Raw genomic sequence first — 18,256 nt, 5'->3', positions numbered from 1 at the left:
AAGGACACGAAAGTATGCTTAACCGGTTAAAACAACTTCAAACATCAACCAAAGGCTACGTTGGCATTCCAATCGTCTTGCTAATGATATTAGCAATGGTGATTCTTCCTTTGCCTCCTCTGCTACTGGATGCGCTGTTTACCTTTAATATCGTCTTAGCAATCCTAGTATTGCTGGTCAGCACAACCGCAAAGCGACCATTAGATTTCTCTGTTTTTCCAACTATTTTGCTGGTCGCAACATTATTACGTCTCACATTGAACGTGGCTTCTACGCGAATTGTACTCCTAGAAGGACATAATGGTGGTGACGCAGCGGGTAAGGTCATTCAAGCATTCGGTGAAGTCGTCATTGGCGGTAACTACGTCGTTGGTATGGTGGTTTTCGTCATCTTGATGATCATCAACTTCGTCGTAATCACCAAAGGTGGTGAACGTATTTCTGAGGTTTCAGCCCGCTTTACATTGGATGCTCTACCAGGCAAACAAATGGCAATTGATGCCGACTTAAACGCTGGCCTTATCGATCAGGAAACGGCTCGCTTACGCCGTAAAGAAGTCGCCAACGAAGCCGATTTTCATGGTTCGATGGATGGTGCATCAAAGTTTGTGCGTGGCGATGCCATCGCAGGTTTGTTGATTCTGTTTATCAATATCATTGGTGGTATTAGTATTGGTGTCTTCGAGCATGGACTCGCTGCGTCTGACGCCTTTAAAACTTATGCCCTACTCACAATCGGTGATGGTCTAGTTGCTCAAATTCCTTCACTACTATTGGCAACGGCTGCCGCGATTATCGTTACGCGAATTAATGATAGCGATAATGGCATGTCGGAAACCATGCAAAAGCAATTACTAGCAACTCCTGCAACGCTATTTACTGTCGCAGGTATTATGGCGGTAATCGGTATGGTACCGGGTATGCCACACCTAGCCTTTTTTGCGTTTGCTGGCGCATTAGCGTTCGCAGGGTGGCGTCAAACCAAGAAGCCAGTGCAAGACTCCCAGATTGAAGAGGTCGAAGCACTTTCACAAGCGATGCAAGACGATGATACACCGCTGACATGGGATGATATTCCTCACGTCCAAACATTATCACTTGCGCTTGGTTACCGACTCGTCCATCTAGTCAACAAAGAACAAGGGGCACCTTTATCACAACGAATTCGCGGTGTGCGTCGAAACCTTTCTGAACAAGTTGGCTTTTTATTACCTGAAGTTCGTATTCGTGACAATCTGAGCCTCAAGCCAAACCAATACACAATTTCTCTAAATGGCGAAGTCATTGAGCAAGGTTTTATTGAACCAGAGCGTTTAATGGCGATAGCGGTTGGCGAAACTTACGGTGAGGTAGATGGCATTTTGGGTAGCGATCCTGCTTATCAGTTGCCAGCTGTATGGATTGAGCATCAAGATAAAGCAAAAGCACTTAATATGGGTTACCAAGTTGTCGATGATGGCACTGTTATTGCCACTCATATTAGTAAAATCATGAAGACAAACCTTGCAGAATTGTTTACGCACGACGATGTGGAAGCAATAACCCAGCGTTTGACACAACAAGCCCCGAAACTAGCAGAAGCATTAGCAGCAGCACTTAATCCAGCGCAGCAGCTGAAAGTATATCGTCAGCTTTTATTGGACCAAGTGCCACTAAAAGATATTCGCACGATTGCCAACACAATGTTGGAATCCGCGGAAAATACAAAGGACCCGATCCTACTTGCATCTGATGTGCGCTGTGCACTAAAGCGTACGCTTGTTAACTTAATTGCAGGACAAAAGAACGAGTTAAATGTCTACGCACTGTCTGATGAGCTAGAACAAATGCTACTAACTTCACTGCAACAAGCACAATCTTCTGGTACGGTAACACTAGATAGCTTCCCAATTGAGCCAAACATTCTTGGTCAGTTCCAACAAAACTTGCCATTGATCAGACAACAGCTTAAGCAACAGGGGCTACCTCCGATCCTTCTCGTTATGCCACAGCTGCGCCCTCTTCTAGCGCGTTACGCTCGTACATTTACACAAGGGCTGGCAGTATTGTCTTACAACGAAATCCCAGAAAACAAACAAATCAATGTGGTAGGAAACCTTGGTTAATCTTATTTCAACACATGCGATGTACGAACATTTGGTTGGTCTCGCAGTACAACATATCGTCACGGATGACGATCAATTAGTCTTTGATGCTTTAAAACACAATGATGTCCAACACGCATGCCAAGCAATTAGGGAAGCTCAATCAGGGGAAGTAGAATTCCAACACCTGACGTTGAGATTTGGTATGCGTGGAGAACAAAGTGTCTATCAATTCAAACTCTCTGAACAAATGCAGTACTGCCTGGATTTGTTCAGTCTTTACCTTGCACTAAGACAAACACAATTTCAGTTAGAAGCCTTTCATCACGACTTGATTAGTAATGTTGTCGTGCCGATTCGCGTGGATGCATTACTGTGGGAGCCTGGGGTTTATTTTCTCGAACAGACAATTCAATTCCACTCTTCTGCTTTTCAACATGTGATTCCTTCTCTTCAAGCTGATGAAACGTTATGTGATCGTGATAAAGTCGCCACACTCACCAAAAAGTTAAAAGAGAATGCATATTCACTTTGGTTTGAAGTCGCGACATCGCAAGTGAACTTCGAGCGCGTCGCAGACTTTAGTCCCGATATGATCAAATTGTCAGTCACACTAGAGGATAAAGAAGAAAGACACGCTTTCCTACCTATTGCTAAGTTCTTAAGAAAGCATAAATATACTTGGGTTGCCGGACGTGTAGCGAGTCAAACGGAACTTAACCGCTATCGTTTATTGGGTGCCAGTTATTATTTTGGTTATTTCAGCGATATCCCAACCTCTCTCTCCTTTCAGTCTTTTGATGAGGAATAGTTGAAACTCAACCATTTATATTTAAAACAGCACGATTTATTCGTGCTGTTTTTTTATTTATAACGGATAACCACAAGATCATTGGGCAATAGTTTCTTTAACTTAACTAATAAATTTAGGCTTATATGATGATTTTCCCGGTTTTCATGGAATACAAATCACTAAAAATCATCAATTTTTATCTTTTTTAGAAATTTTTTAATTTTCAAATTAATCATTAAAGCAGACCGACCGCCTCTAGTTAGTGACAAGGGAATATCCCGAGGCCTGAAAGATATAGTGACTAACTAAGGAGACTAAGATGGCTTTATCAATGCACACTAACTACGCTTCGCTTGTAACTCAAAACACAATGAACACAACAAGCGGACTTCTAAACACAGCAATGGAACGTCTAAGCACAGGCTACCGTGTGAACTCAGCTGCTGATGACGCTGCTGGTCTTCAAATTGCTAACCGTCTAGAAGCGCAGACACGCGGCATGTCAGTAGCAATGCGTAACGCACAAGACGGCATCTCTATGATGCAAACTGCTGAAGGTGCGATGGATGAAATGACAAACATCGTTTACCGTATGAACGACCTTGCTACACAATCGTTGAACGGTTCAAACAGTGCAACAGACCGTGCGTCTCTTAACAAAGAGTTCACACAGCTTACTGCAGAACTAAACAACATCGTAGACAACACTAAGTTCGGTGGTCAAAACCTTCTTAAAGGCGGCGGCTTCGGTGCAGGTGACGTAACATTCCAAATCGGTGCATCTTCTGCTGAAACATTGACTGTAAGCGCAAGCGCAGGTATCGGTGAAATCACTACTATTCTTGCTGATGCAGCAATTACAGATGGTATCGATGACGCGACTAAAGCAAAAGCAGCACTAGACAAAATCAGCGGCGCTGACGGTCTAGTAGAAAAAATTGGTAGCTCTCGTGCAGACTTCGGTGCGAACATCAACCGTCTTGAGCACACTATGGCTAACCTTGGTAACATGGTAGAAAACGTTACAGCATCTAAAGGTCGTATCATGGATACAGACTTTGCAGTAGAGTCTTCAAACATGACTAAGAACCAAATGTTGATGCAAGCAGGTACAACTGTTCTGTCTCAAACTAACCAGCTTCCAAGCATGGCAATGTCACTACTACGCTAATTACTTAGTTAATAGTGCGCTTAATTTAAATCGTCTTAATTATAAAGCCTTCCTATGGAAGGCTTTATTTTTATCTACGAATATAAATAGAGCTCGTATTATCTTTGTGAGATTCAGGCACTCTGAATCCGAATTTCAACATAATATTAAATAAAACCTTATTAAACAGTTCTAATTCTATCGTCTCTAATTTGCTTCCTATTTTACTATCTCTAAGTTCAGGAAAATTGAACTTAGCTTCCTTTAAGATACTAGCTATCTCATCAGAATTGATGCTCTGTTTACTTAATAGTTTTTTGTTAATGAACTCTTCATATGCACGAGCACATTTCATCAATCGTAACGCAAATTCATTCATAACTGACATTCTTTGAAACGTAAAAAATTTAATTTTTAGTGAGAACACTTGCACGTCACACTATCAAAAATAATATCAGAACGTAATTAATGTACTCTGTAAGAATTATCTGAATCAAGCTGAAGTAAAGGCTGAATATAACGTCTAATTAAAACATCTCTCCTAATTAGAACCATCAATACAATTAAATATTTTCTTTGTTTAGGTCGCCTTTTCTTATAAGGAAATTACTTTTTCCATGGAGGAAGGCGGAACAAACAAGGTGGAAACACCACTTCCTCCCAAGAAAACAAAATAGCTTTAAACCTTTGTTTTAATTGAATTTAATATACGGCACGTATCTTGCCACTGATAATTAAACTAAGGCGTAGCATTCAAAGTATTCAAGCCAATAAGAGATGAGAGGAGCACACCTCATGAGTTCTTTAGACCCAGTAAAAATGGCAACCCAATTCGCACAATTGGACACAAACCCATTCAAAAACCGTTACCAAGCGCAAGCTAATGTGTACCAGTCACAACTGTCAGCTTTTAATAAAGTTGAAAGCGCACTACGTGATTTTCGTACTGCAATGAAAGAGATGAATAACAGCACAAACAGCATCATCAAAAACAGTGCGACACTCTCTCAAGAAGGTAACTTTACTGCAAACGCGGATGCTAAAGCGCTAACGGGTAACTATCAGATTTTTGTAGAAAAAGTGGCAACGGCGCATCAAGTATCTACAGGTATGCCTGCAGACCTTGAGGCAACGACAGAAGTACCAACAACTGGATCTTTAGAATTCACCATCAACGGTGAAACAATGACTCTAGACTTGTCCTCCGTTGATGTTAATGGTGACGGCACTGCAACGATCAGTGATTTAGCAAGTGCGATTAACAATCACACGGATAACCCTGGCGTTAACGCCACTCTAGTTCGCTCGAATGGTCAAACACACTTTATGCTATCGAGCACTGAGACTGGTGTCGAAAATAAGATCAACGTATCTGCATCGGGTACTGGCCAAGCGTGGTTTGAAGACGCCTTCACCAACCTCAAGCAAATTAACGCTCCGCAAGATGCGGTTATGTGGCTAGGTGCAAAAGACTCAGGCCTGAAACTGACCAACGCAAGTAATACTTTTGAAGGTGTCATCGACGGTGTTGACATTACCGTATCTAAACCGCAAGCCGCGGGAGATTCGCCAATCGGTTTAAAAATTGGAGCTGATAGCGAAGGCACTAAAGAACAACTAGATAAGTTTGTGGAAACCTACAATGCCCTTGTTTCGACTATCGATCAGTACACCCAAATTGGCGGTGAAGATAAGAAACGCGGCGTGCTCGCTAGCGACTCGACATTGCGTTCTATTGAGAGTCAGTTAACGGGGTTAATCCGAGGTGAACACAATGGTATGCGCCTAAGCGAAATCGGCGTGAGCCTAGACCGCAACGGTAAAATGAAAGTTGATCAAGAAAAGTTCAAAGAAGCTCAACAAACAAACAGCGCAGGCTTAGAGGCGTTGTTTAATGGGGATGACGCTTTGCTAGATTCTCTTGACGCGATGGTAGAGCCTTTCTTGAAGTTCTCATCAGGTACCTTCAGCACGCGTAAAGACGCAATACAGTCAAGCTTAGACCGAATCAAAGATAAACAAACCAATTTAGAGCGTAAGTACGAAATGTCGTACAACCGCTATCTCAAACAATTCACTCAAATGAATTCAATTATGACCCAAATGAACCAAACCATGTCCATGTTTAATGCTCAAAAATAAGACATTTGGTTCCAAATTTAGGAGAAATATTCATGCTTATGGATTCTGGTTACGATTCGTACCAACAAGTCGATCTCGACGCTCAAGCGGCAGCAGCAAATCCACACCAATTGGTCATCATGTTAATCGATGGCCTACTCGATGAAGTTGAACGTATTCGCGGCCACCTAGCCGCAAATCGTTTGGCCGAGAAAGGGAATGGAATCAACAAATGCATGAACATCTTGATTGGACTAACAAGTGCTTTAGATGATGAAAACGGCGGTGAAATTGCGGAAAACCTACGCCAGCTGTATGACTTCTGCCAAGTCGAACTTTATTACGCTAGCGTGCAAAACGATGCAAATCGCTTGGTTAACGTTGAGCGTGTAATGGGTAACATTCGTGAAGGTTGGATGAATTTTGGACAACAAGCATAAAGTATCGCCAGAGCGATTCCGTCATTTATCTCAGCTCATCCAGTTCGCCGCAAAAACGGCCGACTGGCATGCGCTCAAGCGGTACGACTTGCAGTTGCGAGAGCTTTTGATCAGTCACAAGCCTTTTTTGAAAGATCCTAAGCTTGCACCTGAAATCCAGCGAGCGAAAACAGTGCACGCTAATGCCTTCGCAGTATTAGAGAAGTCGACCAACGAGTTGAAAAAAGAGATGAACATGGTCAATGACCATCAAGAACGCGCTATGGCCTATCAATTAGCAATGACCATGGAGCTAACTCAATGATCATACCTTCTTCAACTCAGCACTCGGGTAATTCGCCAGCTAACAATGAGGGTCACATCAAGCAAGCGAACTCGGTACACGGCTTTTCTCATGGTTTTAAATCAGGGAACAAGCAGAATGGTGAGCAAGACTTTAACTCTGCGTCAGCGGTACCGAGTTTTCACCTTACGGCCTCTACTTTGAACAGCGCAAACAAAGTACAAAGTCATGGTTTTGATACTGATGACCGCTCAGCTTCAGATCCGGATGCCAACTTGACCAGTACACCAGGGTTAACAGAATCGACTGATCTTGCAGCGCAAGCTCAAGCTTTAACCCAGGGTATGATTACCATGGCAGAGAAGCAGGCTGAGAAACTAGGAAAAGCATCATCTTTAATGGCTGCGAGCGAAGTTAAGTCTGTTGCTCAAGATTCGTCTAACGCTATGTTAAACACATCATCAAAACAAGATGTGAAGCAAAGTCTGCCGACTTCATCGAGTTCGCGTTTGCCTATCTCCGGTGCTGAGTTTCAAACTCTTTTGAATCAACCTGTTCAAGGGCAACCAACCGCCTCTCTACTTCAAGCACAAGCTCCTACAACACAACCTGCACATTCACCGGTTGCGTCGAGTCATGTTCAAGCTCAAGGCTCTGAGTGGGCAGCAGTGCGTGTTGATACCACTGCCGGAAAGTGGGGGGAGCAAATGATGCAAGTATTACATGATCGCGTGACGCTCCAAGCTCAACAAAATGTACAAGAAGCAAAAATCCGCCTAGACCCACCAGACTTAGGGAAATTGGATTTACTTGTACGTGTTGAAGGTGACCGCTTGAGTGTCCACATCAACGCCAATGCCGCAGCAACACGAGAAGCTTTAATGCAAGTTTCGGAACGATTGCGTACTGAGTTACAAGAGCAAAACTTCGTTCATGTCGATGTCAATGTTGGCTCTGATCAAAACCAAGGTCGAAATGACCCACATGCAAACGAAGAAGACGCCAATATTTTCGCCGCACGAGAATCTGGTGCATTCCAAACCACGACAACAACTAACTATTCAGAACACTGGCTAAGCACTCAAGCTTAGTGAATCTTCGAGGAAAAAGGTTATGACCAAACAACAAATGATCGCCCTGTTTATCGCCATGATCATCACCAGTGCCCTCGTTTCGGCCGTCACAATTATGGGCGGAATCTGGTACTTAAACAAACACGCTCAAGAGTCACCTGACTCTGGTTCACTGATCGAAGACTCTCCACTGTCTTTTTTGGTCACAGAACAACCGACAAGTAAAGGCCCTAGCTTCCATCCTTTGGACAAAGTCGTTTTGACCGTTAAAGGCAAGAAACAGACTCACTTTGTGATGCTAGAACTGGCAATTGAGACACGCCGTCCAGAGCGTATCAAAGAGATCGATGAATACATGCCTATGGTACAAAACTCTCTATTAAAACTGTTTAGCGACAAAACGTTTGATCAGTTACAGCAAGCGGGTGCCATCGATATTCTGCAAGACGAAGTGAAGCAAACGCTTCTACTCGCTTTTGCTAAAACAGACATCGTCCGAGAAATCGACGATGTTTTGTTGACTAAATATGTTGTGCAATAACGGAGCACAACCATGTTGGACATGAATGTACAAGACACTTACACCACAGAAGAGGAAGTGACAACACCGTCACGACCAATTGATGAAAACGCATTGCTACAACGTCATCAGGTCATGGTAAAACGCGTAGTTAACCAGCTGCGCGTTCATGCCACTTCTCACTGTAGTATTGAAGATATGCAGCAGATAGGCCTTATCGCTCTAGTCGAGGCTGGACGCCGATATGGCGATGTTGACGATCCTCACTTTCCTGCTTTCGCCGTTTGTCGAGTTCGGGGAGCTATTTTAGACGAATTACGCCGACTAGATTGGCGTTCACGTAAGACTCGTCAACAAGCCCACGAGCTCAACGACGTGACTCGAGATCTCACTCGAACGTTAGGTCGAATGCCAACGGATGCCGAAATCATCCAGGCTTTAGGGACGAATGAGCAAGATTATTACAACCGCCAAAATGCCGCTCTCGCAGGCGAGATGCAAAGCCTTGACCAACTGATGGAGAGCAGCGGTGATAGCTACATTGGCGGGCAATACGATGGCATGGAGCATGAACATATTCGTCGTAGTTTAGACAGTGCTTTGGGTAAATTACCTAAGCGCGATCAACTGCTCCTGACTCTGTTCTATCAACATGAACTCAACTTACACGAAATAGCTCTGGTATTGGATCTGACACCACCTCGTATATGTCAGCTTCACAAACAAGCGCTGAAACAACTCAACCAATTAATGTCCTCTTAGGAGTCACAAGATGCAAAAGTTTTTTGGAGTGCTCACTATCCTGGTGTGCGTCTTCGGTGGATATATGTGGGCCGGTGGTAGCTTAGGTGCTATCTGGCAGCCAGCCGAATTCCTTATCATTATTGGCGCCGCTGCTGGTTCTTTGATCATCGGTAATCCGCCTCATGTACTGAAAGAAATGCGTCGCCAAGTGCCAGCGACCATTAAAGGTCCAACAGAAGAGCATGAGTACTACATGGAATTAATGGCACTACTCAACAACTTGCTAGAGACAGCGAGAAACCGCGGATACAAGTTTCTGGATTCTCATATTGAGGCTCCGGAGCAAAGCTCTATGTTCCTCGCTTACCCGACGATCGCAGAAGATCATCGCCTAATTTCTTTCATTACTGACAATTTACGTTTAATGGCAATGGGACAGATGTCGCCTCATGAATTAGAGGGACTGCTAGAGCAAGAAATCGAAGCAATACAGAACGAAATGCTTTTACCTTCACGCTCACTACAGCGTACAGCAGAAGCACTACCTGGCTTCGGTATTCTTGCAGCAGTTGGTGGCATCATTATCACCATGCAAGCTATTGATGGCTCAATCGCTATGATTGGTTATCACGTTGCGGCAGCTCTCGTTGGTACATTCATTGGTATTTTCGGTTGTTACTGTGGCTTAGATCCACTAAGTAACGCCATGGCTCAGCGAGTAAAACGTAATATGACTGCTTTTGAGTGCGTTCGTGCAACCTTGGTTGCCTACGTAGCGAAAAAGCCGACATTGCTCGCCATTGACGCTGGTCGTAAACATATTCAGCTAGACATCAAACCAACATTCAACCAAATGGAGAAGTGGTTAGCTGAACAGGAGGGATAATGCAAAAACAAGAGCATGTAGTGTTCAAACGTGCCAAAGTATACAGCCATGATGAGTCGTCTCATGGCGGCGCGTGGAAAGTCGCGTTTGCTGACTTCATGATCGCCCTAATGGCGCTGTTTCTTGTACTTTGGGTTATGCAGGTGGTAGACAAAGAAGAGCGTAAAGCGATTGTTGCCCACTTGCATAGTTCAAGCGTATTCGACAAGAGTTACGGCAACCCATTTGATACGTCACAAAGTATTTCTCCTATCGACTTGGCACAGGACTCTTCTGTGCCAAGTAAACACAACTCCAACCATGTGGTAAGCTCTTACTTCAAAGGTGATGGGGATGGACCAGAAATTGATTCTTTGATTCCTGGTAACTTCGATACTCAAGAGCAACTTGCCGCACTAGCGAAAGTAATTGAGCAAATGACTGCCCAAATTAATGCGCAGGGAAATGTAAACGTCACGGTGACACCACAAGGTTTGCGTATCGTCCTTCAAGATGATTACAAACAGCATATGTTCAGCCGTGGTGGTGCAGAACTTACTCCTTTTTTTGAAGATTTACTGCTCGCACTAGCACCTGTATTTCATCGTGTTAACAACCCTCTGATCATCAGCGGACACACAGATGCAATTCCATTTAAAAAGCGTTTTGGTCGTCAATCTAACTGGGCGTTATCAGCCTCTCGAGCAGACGTAGCAAGAAATACGTTAGTTGAAGGCGGTATGCCGGATGATAGAGTAATGCAGGTAACGGGTATGTCAGATAGAGCGCTGCTTAATCCTGATGAGCCAGATTCTAGCGAAAACCGTCGTATTGAGCTGTTTGTTTTAACGACTCCTGCCGCTAAAGTGCTTGAGACCCTTTTTGGCAACCACCAAGAAAGCGAACTGCAAAAAGCGAAAGATAAGGCTGAATTCAACCAACCAGTCATTCGTCAAGAAGTCATCAATTACTCCGGCGATACCGCCACCAGCGAAGTAAAAATTCAAGAATTATAATCTTAAAAGGTCACCACTCTGATGGTGACCTCTCTAACCAAAGCCTCTGTTACTGTGACTTTTTAGTTGAGTTCTATATGCACATAACATCATCCGAAAAAAGAAAAAGCGACTTACTGAAGAAAGCCTTTTTATGGCTCATTGTCTTCGATTACCTTTTATTGGCGTTTTTCTTAACTCAGCTATCAAGTATGACACTAAACAGCGGAACCATGATCAGCTTGTTACTTGTTGTTTATAACGTCTTACTTGTTTCGCTATGTTTTCAACGAACCAACAAGCAGGACTCTTACATTATCTACCCTGTTTTGTCCGCAACGTTATTAGCATTTGTCTGCTTTCTTTACTTCTTTTTCTTAATTTAGCTCCCCGACTCGACCATTGATTTTACTTTTACTGCTTTTTCGAAGTGGTCGAGCTGATGAGTCTGAATCCACCACGTAGCCGCTTCCATCAACAGCTCTGGGTCGTCATTTTTATTAGCGAAAAACGCATAAAATGAGAGACCAACCAATTCACCTTTACTCGCGATCTTTTTGTCACAGACCTCTATAATTTTGTCTCTCAGCGAAGCTCTCATTTCTAATCCCTTAACCTAGTACATACTCACTAACCATACGGTTGAAAGAAATCAAATCAAACGAGCCTTTAATTTCAAAACGCACTCTTCCCACCTCACTCATGAAGAACTCGATTTCACAATCCAAATCAAAAGTACCAGAGGTCTCGATAGAAAATGCATTGATCTTACTGTAAGGCAAAGAAGTGTAATCCACTTTTGAGCCGGTAATCCCTTGCACATTTGCCGCTATCACTCGCTTGTTCGTAAACACCACTTGGTCACGAACTGTTTTAAAAGCAGCGAAAATAGTCTCACCATCAATCAAGAACTTAAGGAAGTCTTCTCTGGCATTAGAAACGTCAATCGGCTTAAGCTTAAATACAGAGGAATTGTCGAAATCAATCATAATTAATCCTTTGAGTGGGCGTTAGAACGAATTATCAACGTATCAGATAGCACCACTTTTGCCTACTCGCAACGCACGTTTCTGCTTGATTCGCCCAACAACGAAGCGTCACTCACTTCCACCCTTGCATCCATTGCTCAGAGTCTTTTAGGTCTTGCCAGTTCATCTCTCGGTCGCGTTTACTCATGACTGCCTCGATGACACATCTCACAACGTTACCATCTTCATCTAGTTCCATTTCCGTCACGACAAAATGCTTCTCTTTGTTTTTAGGTGAAATTGCCGTCCATTTACTGTGCAATAGTTTCTTAGGGTGGATTCTGTTCATCGCATTGTACCAATTTAACTACCATGTTGATGTATACGACTGAATACCAAGAGAGAATCAGATTTTGTTTTTGCAAACCGACAAAAGATAAAACCGCAAAAGAGATCACTCCCTTTCGCGGCTCTAACTACAATCCGACTAGGTCTTCTGACCATTCAGTCGAGGGTTTAAGTACTGACTTTGTAGCAACTGTAACCCTTTACCGACCAGAACAATCACTACCGCGCCAATCAGGACAGGCGTGAAGAGAAAACTCCATCCCTGCCCAGACGCCATGATCAAAATTGGATTTGCCCCCGCAGGTGGATGAGTGGTCTTCGTAATCAGCATCGCAGAAACACCTAGCCCCGTCGCAATCGCGAGCGTGACCGGCGTGACGTCAACATACTGGCTAAACGCAATACCGATAGATGCCGTAATGAAGTGACCAATGATCACGTTTTTTGGTTGAGCGAGAGGGCTGCTAGGCACCCCAAACACCAGTACTGCGGTAGCACCAAATGGTGCCATCAGGAGTACAACCTCCGTCAGTGATACCTCAGCGTAGGACAATACGCCAATAGCCAACGTAGCGCCAAGCCCGGCAACCAACGATAAAATTAAATTATTCATAAACACCTCAAAGTAGACCGAATTGTCTACAAAATAAAATAGACAAATCTGTCTACCTTTGTCAATATGTGTTTATGGAACTTTTTGAGGACATAGTTATGAACAAAAAGAAACAGTTATTGATCGACACAGCTTTGTCACTGTTTTACAAACAAGGCATCAACTCTATTGGCATCAATGAAGTCCTCAATGTTTCCGGCGTGGCTAAACGCACGCTATATAACCATTTTGAGAGCAAAGAAGCGCTTATCATCGCCGCATTAGAACAACGCCACCAAATATTTATGGAATGGTTGGAGGAAAAGCTTTCTTCAGCACAAACGTGCGCGGAGGTGATCGATCAGTTATTTACAGCACTCAACGGCTGGTTTCATGGCTCTGAAGAAAAGTTGGGCGAGTTTCGCGGTTGCTTTTTCATCAATACGTCCGCGGAATTCAGTGACGACAGTGGCGAGATCGCAACGTATTGCCGCTACCATAAGCAGCAAGTCAGAGAGCTAATTCAACGCTATCTCAAATCAGACAACGCTTCATTACTCGATGCCATTTGCATCATGAAAGAGGGCGCGATCACTACCGCTTACATGACGAAAGAATACGACAACGTCACGAAGAAATGCGTGACCATTTTGCACAAGCTGTAATGCGGTCAGGTATAGTCATTCGCGAATTAAGTATTCAAACAAAAGGCACCTATCGGTGCCTTTTGTTTTACTTAGTGAGTGTACTTACAGCTCGTGCTCAGTACGTGCGATGATGTCGTCTTGCGCATCTGGTGATAGCGCGGTGAAGAAGGCAGAGTAGCCTGCAACTCGCACAACCAGATCACGATATTGTTCAGGGTTCTTCTTCGCTGCTAGCAAGGTCTCGCGAGAGACGATGTTGTACTGCACGTGCCAACCTTTGTGGTGGTTGAAGAAGGTGCGAATCAACATAGAGAGCTTGAGTTTATCCCCTTCAGACTCAACCGCTGCCGGGCTTAACTTCTGGTTAAGCAGCACGCCACCAAGGATCTTATTCGCTTGGATCTTACCGACCGAGTTGTATACCGCTGTTGGACCTAAACGGTCTGAGCCAGAGGATGGGCTTGCACCTTCTGCCAATGGCGTTTTCGCTTTACGACCGTCTGGCGTTGCCATAGTTGAAGCGCCAAATGGGACGTTTGCCGAGATACTTGATGTACCTGCGTAGTAACCGCCACCAATTGGACCGCGCCCATGACGCGTATTAACGAACTGCTCTAGCTCATCTATGTACACTTGGTACGCGTCTGCCAGTAGTTGGTCTACTGCGTCATCATCGTTACCGTATTTTGGTGCAAAGTTGATAAGACGTTGGCGAAGCTGTTCGTTCTCCATGCCGTCGAAATCTTCAGCCAATGCTTTTGCTAGCTGTTGTTGTGAGATAAGGGGCTGGGTGATTTGCGCATCATCGAAAACAAGGTGCTTGATGGCTGCTAGGCTGTTACCCAAGTTTGCGATACCGACTTGCAAGCCAGATACCCAATCGTATTTCGCGCCACCTTCTTTCACGGTTTTACCGCGAGCTAAACAGTCATCCACCAGCGTTGAACAGAATATGTCTTGTGCTTGCTGTTCAAGCACGCTGTCGACGACTGTATCAATCTCAATCGATTTACGGGTGTAGTAGCGGATTTGCTCTGCCCAAGAAGCTGTCACTTGCTCAAAGCTCTCAAAGTTGCCTTTTGCTAATGACTTATCGTGTGGCAAGAAAGCTTTACCCGTTGTTGCATCCACACCTTCGTTCAATGAAGCTAGCAAGATACGGGCGAAGTTAATGAAGCTCATGCCCGTACAACGGTAACCCCATTTGCCCGGAACTGCGGTCTCGATACAGCCGATAGATGCGTAGTTGTAAGCGTCTTCTTTCTCTACACCAAGCTTGATGAATTCAGGAATAACAATCTCATCGTTGTTGAACGCTGGCATACCGAAGCCGCATTTAATCACTTCAATACAGCCCATTAAGAACTCTTGGTTTAAACCTTCATGGTAACGCACACTCAAGTTAGGTTGCGTCGAACGTAACTGACCACAAGATTCCAGAATCGCCCAAGAAAGTGGATTCACTGCATCTTCAGGCTCACCCTTTTCATTCAACTTCTGACCGCCGATACACACGTTTTGATACAGCGGAGAACCTGCCGATGCTTTTGAGTGTGCACCAGAGCGAATCTTGTTTACTTCAAGCAACTTCAACCAGCAGCTTTGTAAAAGCTCCAGTGCGAAGTCTTTCTCAATCGTGCCGTTTTCGATATCGCGAACATAAAATTCGTTGAGGAATTGGTCCATACGACCGAAAGAAACCGAGTGACCGTTCGATTCAATTTGTAGCATCAACTGAACGAAGTAGCTCAACTGCAGTGCTTGCCAGAAGTTTTCTGGTGCGTGACTTGCTACATGACGACAGTTTGCCGCAATGCTTTCTAACTCAGCTTTGCGCAGCGGGCGTGTCTCTTCTAACGCCATTTTTGCCGCCAATTCAGCGTAGCTCACCATGTGATCTTGAATCGCAAGCAGTACGATTTCGACTGATTTATAGAACTGCTCTTTCTTCAAGCCTTCAAAGGTCGAAACATCATTGTTAGCACGGTGCTGACGAACATCCTCTAGCAAGCCGTTCATGCCTAGCTTCAAGATTTTTTCGTTATCCACCGCAAGGTGCGCATCACCCGAAGTCATGTTGCCTTCAGCTTTAATGATGGTGCTGGCTAAGATTTCTTGCTGCTCATCAGTGAACAAGCCATAACAACGGTCTTGAACTGTTTTACCACGCCAATACGGTGTGATGCTGTGGATGCTTTGCTTATCTTCTTCAGTGACAGCAAAGCCTGCACCAGGGCGGTCGGCTAGCTCATCAATTTCCGCTTCAATCCAACGTACAGTGTATTCTGGGAAAATAGGCGCAGCGCGTACTTTGCTCGCTTGGTTACCGACGATTAGCTCATCGTGTTTAATCCAAATCGTACGAGTGCGTAAGTGCTCTTGCAGTGCTAGCGCACGTTGGACAATCACAGGTTTGTCTTCGTTTGCTTGGTAAGCACGAGTGTATGCCTCTGCACGCTCGGTACAGACAGGTGGCGTTACGATATTTACCAGTGCCGATTTGTGCGCTTTGATACGCTCAGGAAGGTAATTCAGGTCCATAGTTAACCTCTTACAATCACGTTAAGTTGGGTGTTTTCGCTTGCGTATTGCATGGCGCTTTCTAGCAGTTCTGGTTTGTTTAATGGCTTGTCAGAACACTCGTAAGGCATATCGAGCAAACGGTATTTATTGATGCCGAGCGTGTGGTACGGCAGCAAGTGAAGTTCTTGGCAGCTTTCTAGTGAAGCCGCAAAATCGATGATGTCTTTCAACTCTTCGATGGTGTCATTGAACCCCGGCACAACGGGAACGCGAATCACAATGCGTTTCGCGATAGGTGCCAGTTTTCGGAAATTGTCTTTGATGCGTTTTAGTGAACCTTTCGCCCAGCTAAGAAACTTTTCTTCATTGGTGTGTTTTAAATCCGCCAACCAGCAATCAATATGCGGCGCGGCTTTTTCGACGTTCTTCCACGGCACATGCATGCACGATTCAATAGCCGTAGAGACTTGGTTGTCATGCAGACGCTGCGCGAGTTCTGCCACCAAATCCGCTTGCATGAGAGGCTCACCACCGGAGAAGGTCACGCCACCTTGGCTTTGGTCGTAGAAAGGTTTGTCTTTCATCAAGGTGTCGAACAGCATGTCTGATTTTGCCTCTTCACCGCAGACAGTCAGTGCTTGCGTAGGACAGACGTTTCGAAGCGCGATCAGTTGGTCTTCTTTGATGGCTTTGCGATTGATGATGATCTGGTTGTCGATGCGTTGAATACCATCACCCACCGTTTCAATACCCGCTGTGGATTGAGTTGTGGCTTGATACGCAGAAACGCACAGTTGGCAATCTTCCATACAGCTTCGCTGATCAAATAAGAGTGAATGCTTTTCGCTGCGGCTTTCTGGGTTTTGACACCAAGGGCAAGACAAGCTGCATCCTTTAAGAAAAAGAATGGAACGAATGCCATCGCCATCATGGGTAGAGAATCGTTGAATATTGAAATACATCTCTGCTTGCCTCTTGGTCTGTGCTACCGCTGTGTACTTAATCCGTTTCTTGCTGGTTAAGTCTTATGAGCGGCTTTTCTTTGTTCGAACTGAAAGCTTCATTTGAGCGTTTACAAGTTTCACTTGGCTTTCATTTAATGAAACTATTATAGTTTCAAATGAAATTTCAATTGATCAAAATCAAGATCTCGTTCGATTGTCAGATCTATAGTGATCCCATCATCAAAACGAAGATTTTGTTTAAGGTAGAAACCATGATTGAACTTTATTTAGATACTGCTGATGTGGCAGAAGTAAAACGCTTTAACCAGTGCCTACCGCTAAAAGGCGTGACGACAAACCCAAGCATTTTGGCGAAGTCAAAACAGGGACTGAATGAAACCCTAGCAGGCATGCAAGAAGCACTTGGCGGTACACCTCGCTTTCACGCTCAAGTCGTGAGTTCAACCGTCGAAGGTATGGTGGCAGAAGCACGCCAACTGAATGAATTGCCTTACGATATGGTGGTAAAAGTGCCAGCCACAAAAACCGGACTAGCAGCAATTAAGCTAATGAAAAAAGAGGGAATTCAGGTTCTTGCTACCGCTATCTATTCAGCTCAACAAGGTTTCCTTGCAGCACTGTGCGGAGCAGACTACCTAGCACCTTACGTAAACCGCATTGATGCGATGAACGGCAACGGTGTTGAAGTGGTCGCGGATCTTCAATTGTTGCTCGATCAAAACCAACTACCAGCGAAGATTTTGGCAGCCAGCTTCAAGAACACTCAACAAGCGATGGAGGTGATGAAACTGGGAATCGAAGCCATTACATTGCCAACTGATGTGGCGGCACAAATGTTCGCACATCCAGCAGTAAAACCGGCGGTTGAGCAGTTCGATAAAGACTGGAAAGAGACGTTCGGCGAGAAACTTTCATTTGAAAGCTAATTAAAAGTAGCAGCTAGACGTCTCAATGAATAATAAAGGGAGTCTTAACTCACCTGTGCGCTGGTGAGTTAAGATTCCCTTTTGTATTTCAGATAGAGAAGTAGCGCTACAGTAGTTCTCTATTGGTCAGTGACCAAAGGTACACGCGCTTTAGTAAACTGATTTTGATCCTTTTACGAATACCTCGTTTGGAATGGCGGAGTCGGTTTGGTAGCGCAA

General features: G+C 44.4%; 21 protein-coding genes. 14 read left to right on the top strand and 7 right to left on the bottom strand.

Going from position 1 to position 18,256, the window contains the following annotated elements; genetic code table 11:
- The first annotated feature begins 14 nt into the window (after positions 1-14).
- The 3 genes from flhA (at position 15) to lafA (ending at position 4,048) form a co-directional block, all read left to right on the top strand.
- Positions 15-2,105, top strand: coding sequence for a flagellar biosynthesis protein FlhA (gene flhA / locus L3V37_RS01520; protein ID WP_005375024.1), 2,091 nt, complete (start codon positions 15-17; stop codon positions 2,103-2,105).
- A gap of 19 nt (positions 2,106-2,124) precedes the next feature.
- Positions 2,125-2,895, top strand: coding sequence for an EAL domain-containing protein (locus L3V37_RS01515; protein WP_005375023.1), 771 nt, complete (start codon positions 2,125-2,127; stop codon positions 2,893-2,895).
- Between the two features lie 301 nt (positions 2,896-3,196).
- Complete coding sequence (gene lafA / locus L3V37_RS01510) at positions 3,197-4,048, top strand: lateral flagellin LafA (protein ID WP_005375019.1); 852 nt, start codon at positions 3,197-3,199, stop codon at positions 4,046-4,048.
- A gap of 70 nt (positions 4,049-4,118) precedes the next feature.
- Here lafA and L3V37_RS01505 read toward each other — a convergent pair whose 3' ends face one another.
- Positions 4,119-4,406 carry a hypothetical protein gene (locus tag L3V37_RS01505; RefSeq protein WP_005375016.1) on the bottom strand — a complete coding sequence of 96 codons (288 nt, stop codon included), beginning with the start codon at positions 4,404-4,406 and terminating at the stop codon, positions 4,119-4,121.
- A 416-nt stretch (positions 4,407-4,822) separates the two neighbouring features.
- On the opposite strand from L3V37_RS01505, the gene fliD reads away from it, so the two are divergent.
- The 9 genes from fliD to L3V37_RS01460 all read left to right on the top strand — a co-directional run bounded on the left by fliD (position 4,823) and on the right by L3V37_RS01460 (position 11,454).
- Positions 4,823-6,169: a flagellar filament capping protein FliD gene (fliD, locus tag L3V37_RS01500; protein WP_237305703.1), complete on the top strand. Its 1,347-nt coding sequence runs from the start codon at positions 4,823-4,825 to the stop codon at positions 6,167-6,169.
- A gap of 32 nt (positions 6,170-6,201) precedes the next feature.
- Positions 6,202-6,588 carry a flagellar export chaperone FliS gene (gene fliS, locus L3V37_RS01495; RefSeq protein WP_005375014.1) on the top strand — a complete coding sequence of 129 codons (387 nt, stop codon included), beginning with the start codon at positions 6,202-6,204 and terminating at the stop codon, positions 6,586-6,588.
- Positions 6,572-6,892, top strand: coding sequence for a hypothetical protein (locus tag L3V37_RS01490; protein WP_005375013.1), 321 nt, complete (start codon positions 6,572-6,574; stop codon positions 6,890-6,892). Before fliS ends, L3V37_RS01490 begins: the two co-directional genes overlap by 17 nt.
- Positions 6,889-7,962, top strand: a complete 1,074-nt coding sequence (locus L3V37_RS01485; protein ID WP_237305702.1) for a flagellar hook-length control protein FliK — start codon at positions 6,889-6,891, stop codon at positions 7,960-7,962. The genes L3V37_RS01490 and L3V37_RS01485 overlap by 4 nt, the downstream gene beginning before the upstream one ends.
- Positions 7,963-7,984: 22 nt before the next feature.
- A complete protein-coding gene (gene fliL, locus L3V37_RS01480; protein ID WP_005375011.1) occupies positions 7,985-8,485 on the top strand; it encodes a flagellar basal body-associated protein FliL in 501 nt (166 codons plus the stop codon).
- Positions 8,486-8,497: 12 nt separating this feature from the next.
- Complete coding sequence (locus L3V37_RS01475; RefSeq protein WP_005375008.1) at positions 8,498-9,226, top strand: FliA/WhiG family RNA polymerase sigma factor; 729 nt, start codon at positions 8,498-8,500, stop codon at positions 9,224-9,226.
- A gap of 10 nt (positions 9,227-9,236) precedes the next feature.
- Positions 9,237-10,094: a flagellar motor stator protein MotA gene (gene motA, locus L3V37_RS01470; RefSeq protein ID WP_005375006.1), complete on the top strand. Its 858-nt coding sequence runs from the start codon at positions 9,237-9,239 to the stop codon at positions 10,092-10,094.
- The gene (locus tag L3V37_RS01465; RefSeq protein ID WP_005375003.1) at positions 10,094-11,089 is read left to right on the top strand and encodes a flagellar motor protein MotB; all 996 of its coding nucleotides are present in this window, start codon (positions 10,094-10,096) and stop codon (positions 11,087-11,089) included. The genes motA and L3V37_RS01465 overlap by 1 nt, the downstream gene beginning before the upstream one ends.
- A 77-nt stretch (positions 11,090-11,166) precedes the next feature.
- Positions 11,167-11,454, top strand: coding sequence for a hypothetical protein (locus L3V37_RS01460; protein WP_005375002.1), 288 nt, complete (start codon positions 11,167-11,169; stop codon positions 11,452-11,454).
- Here L3V37_RS01460 and L3V37_RS01455 read toward each other — a convergent pair.
- The 4 genes from L3V37_RS01455 to L3V37_RS01440 form a co-directional block, all read right to left on the bottom strand.
- Positions 11,451-11,669 carry a DUF6500 family protein gene (locus tag L3V37_RS01455; protein ID WP_005375001.1) on the bottom strand — a complete coding sequence of 73 codons (219 nt, stop codon included), beginning with the start codon at positions 11,667-11,669 and terminating at the stop codon, positions 11,451-11,453. The genes L3V37_RS01460 and L3V37_RS01455 overlap by 4 nt on opposite strands.
- A 10-nt stretch (positions 11,670-11,679) precedes the next feature.
- Positions 11,680-12,057 (bottom strand): PH domain-containing protein, encoded by a 378-nt coding sequence (locus L3V37_RS01450; RefSeq protein ID WP_005386881.1) that lies wholly within the window; start codon positions 12,055-12,057, stop codon positions 11,680-11,682.
- 112 nt (positions 12,058-12,169) lie between these two features.
- Positions 12,170-12,385: a TIGR02450 family Trp-rich protein gene (locus tag L3V37_RS01445; protein WP_005374999.1), complete on the bottom strand. Its 216-nt coding sequence runs from the start codon at positions 12,383-12,385 to the stop codon at positions 12,170-12,172.
- A 138-nt stretch (positions 12,386-12,523) separates the two neighbouring features.
- Positions 12,524-12,997 carry an HPP family protein gene (locus tag L3V37_RS01440; protein WP_005374998.1) on the bottom strand — a complete coding sequence of 158 codons (474 nt, stop codon included), beginning with the start codon at positions 12,995-12,997 and terminating at the stop codon, positions 12,524-12,526.
- 98 nt (positions 12,998-13,095) lie between these two features.
- Here L3V37_RS01440 and L3V37_RS01435 point away from each other — a divergent pair, with 98 nt between their 5' ends.
- Positions 13,096-13,641: a TetR/AcrR family transcriptional regulator gene (locus L3V37_RS01435; RefSeq protein WP_031781077.1), complete on the top strand. Its 546-nt coding sequence runs from the start codon at positions 13,096-13,098 to the stop codon at positions 13,639-13,641.
- Between the two features lie 84 nt (positions 13,642-13,725).
- Here L3V37_RS01435 and L3V37_RS01430 read toward each other — a convergent pair whose 3' ends face one another.
- Together L3V37_RS01430 and L3V37_RS01425 are read right to left on the bottom strand one after the other, a co-directional pair.
- Entirely contained in the window at positions 13,726-16,164 is a 2,439-nt protein-coding gene (locus tag L3V37_RS01430; RefSeq protein ID WP_237305701.1) for a formate C-acetyltransferase/glycerol dehydratase family glycyl radical enzyme, read from the bottom strand.
- Between the two features lie 2 nt (positions 16,165-16,166).
- Positions 16,167-17,108, bottom strand: a complete 942-nt coding sequence (locus tag L3V37_RS01425) for a glycyl-radical enzyme activating protein (protein WP_237305700.1) — start codon at positions 17,106-17,108, stop codon at positions 16,167-16,169.
- 254 nt (positions 17,109-17,362) lie between these two features.
- Here L3V37_RS01425 and L3V37_RS01420 point away from each other — a divergent pair, with 254 nt between their 5' ends.
- Positions 17,363-18,037, top strand: a complete 675-nt coding sequence (locus L3V37_RS01420) for a fructose-6-phosphate aldolase (RefSeq protein ID WP_237305699.1) — start codon at positions 17,363-17,365, stop codon at positions 18,035-18,037.
- Positions 18,038-18,256 lie beyond the last annotated feature (219 nt).

Origin of the sequence: Vibrio sp. D54 (assembly GCF_021728075.1) — a bacterium.
Lineage (GTDB): Bacteria > Pseudomonadota > Gammaproteobacteria > Enterobacterales > Vibrionaceae > Vibrio > Vibrio alginolyticus.
Note: the sequence above shows the minus strand (reverse complement) of the source record. Positions and strands in the feature narration are given on the sequence as shown.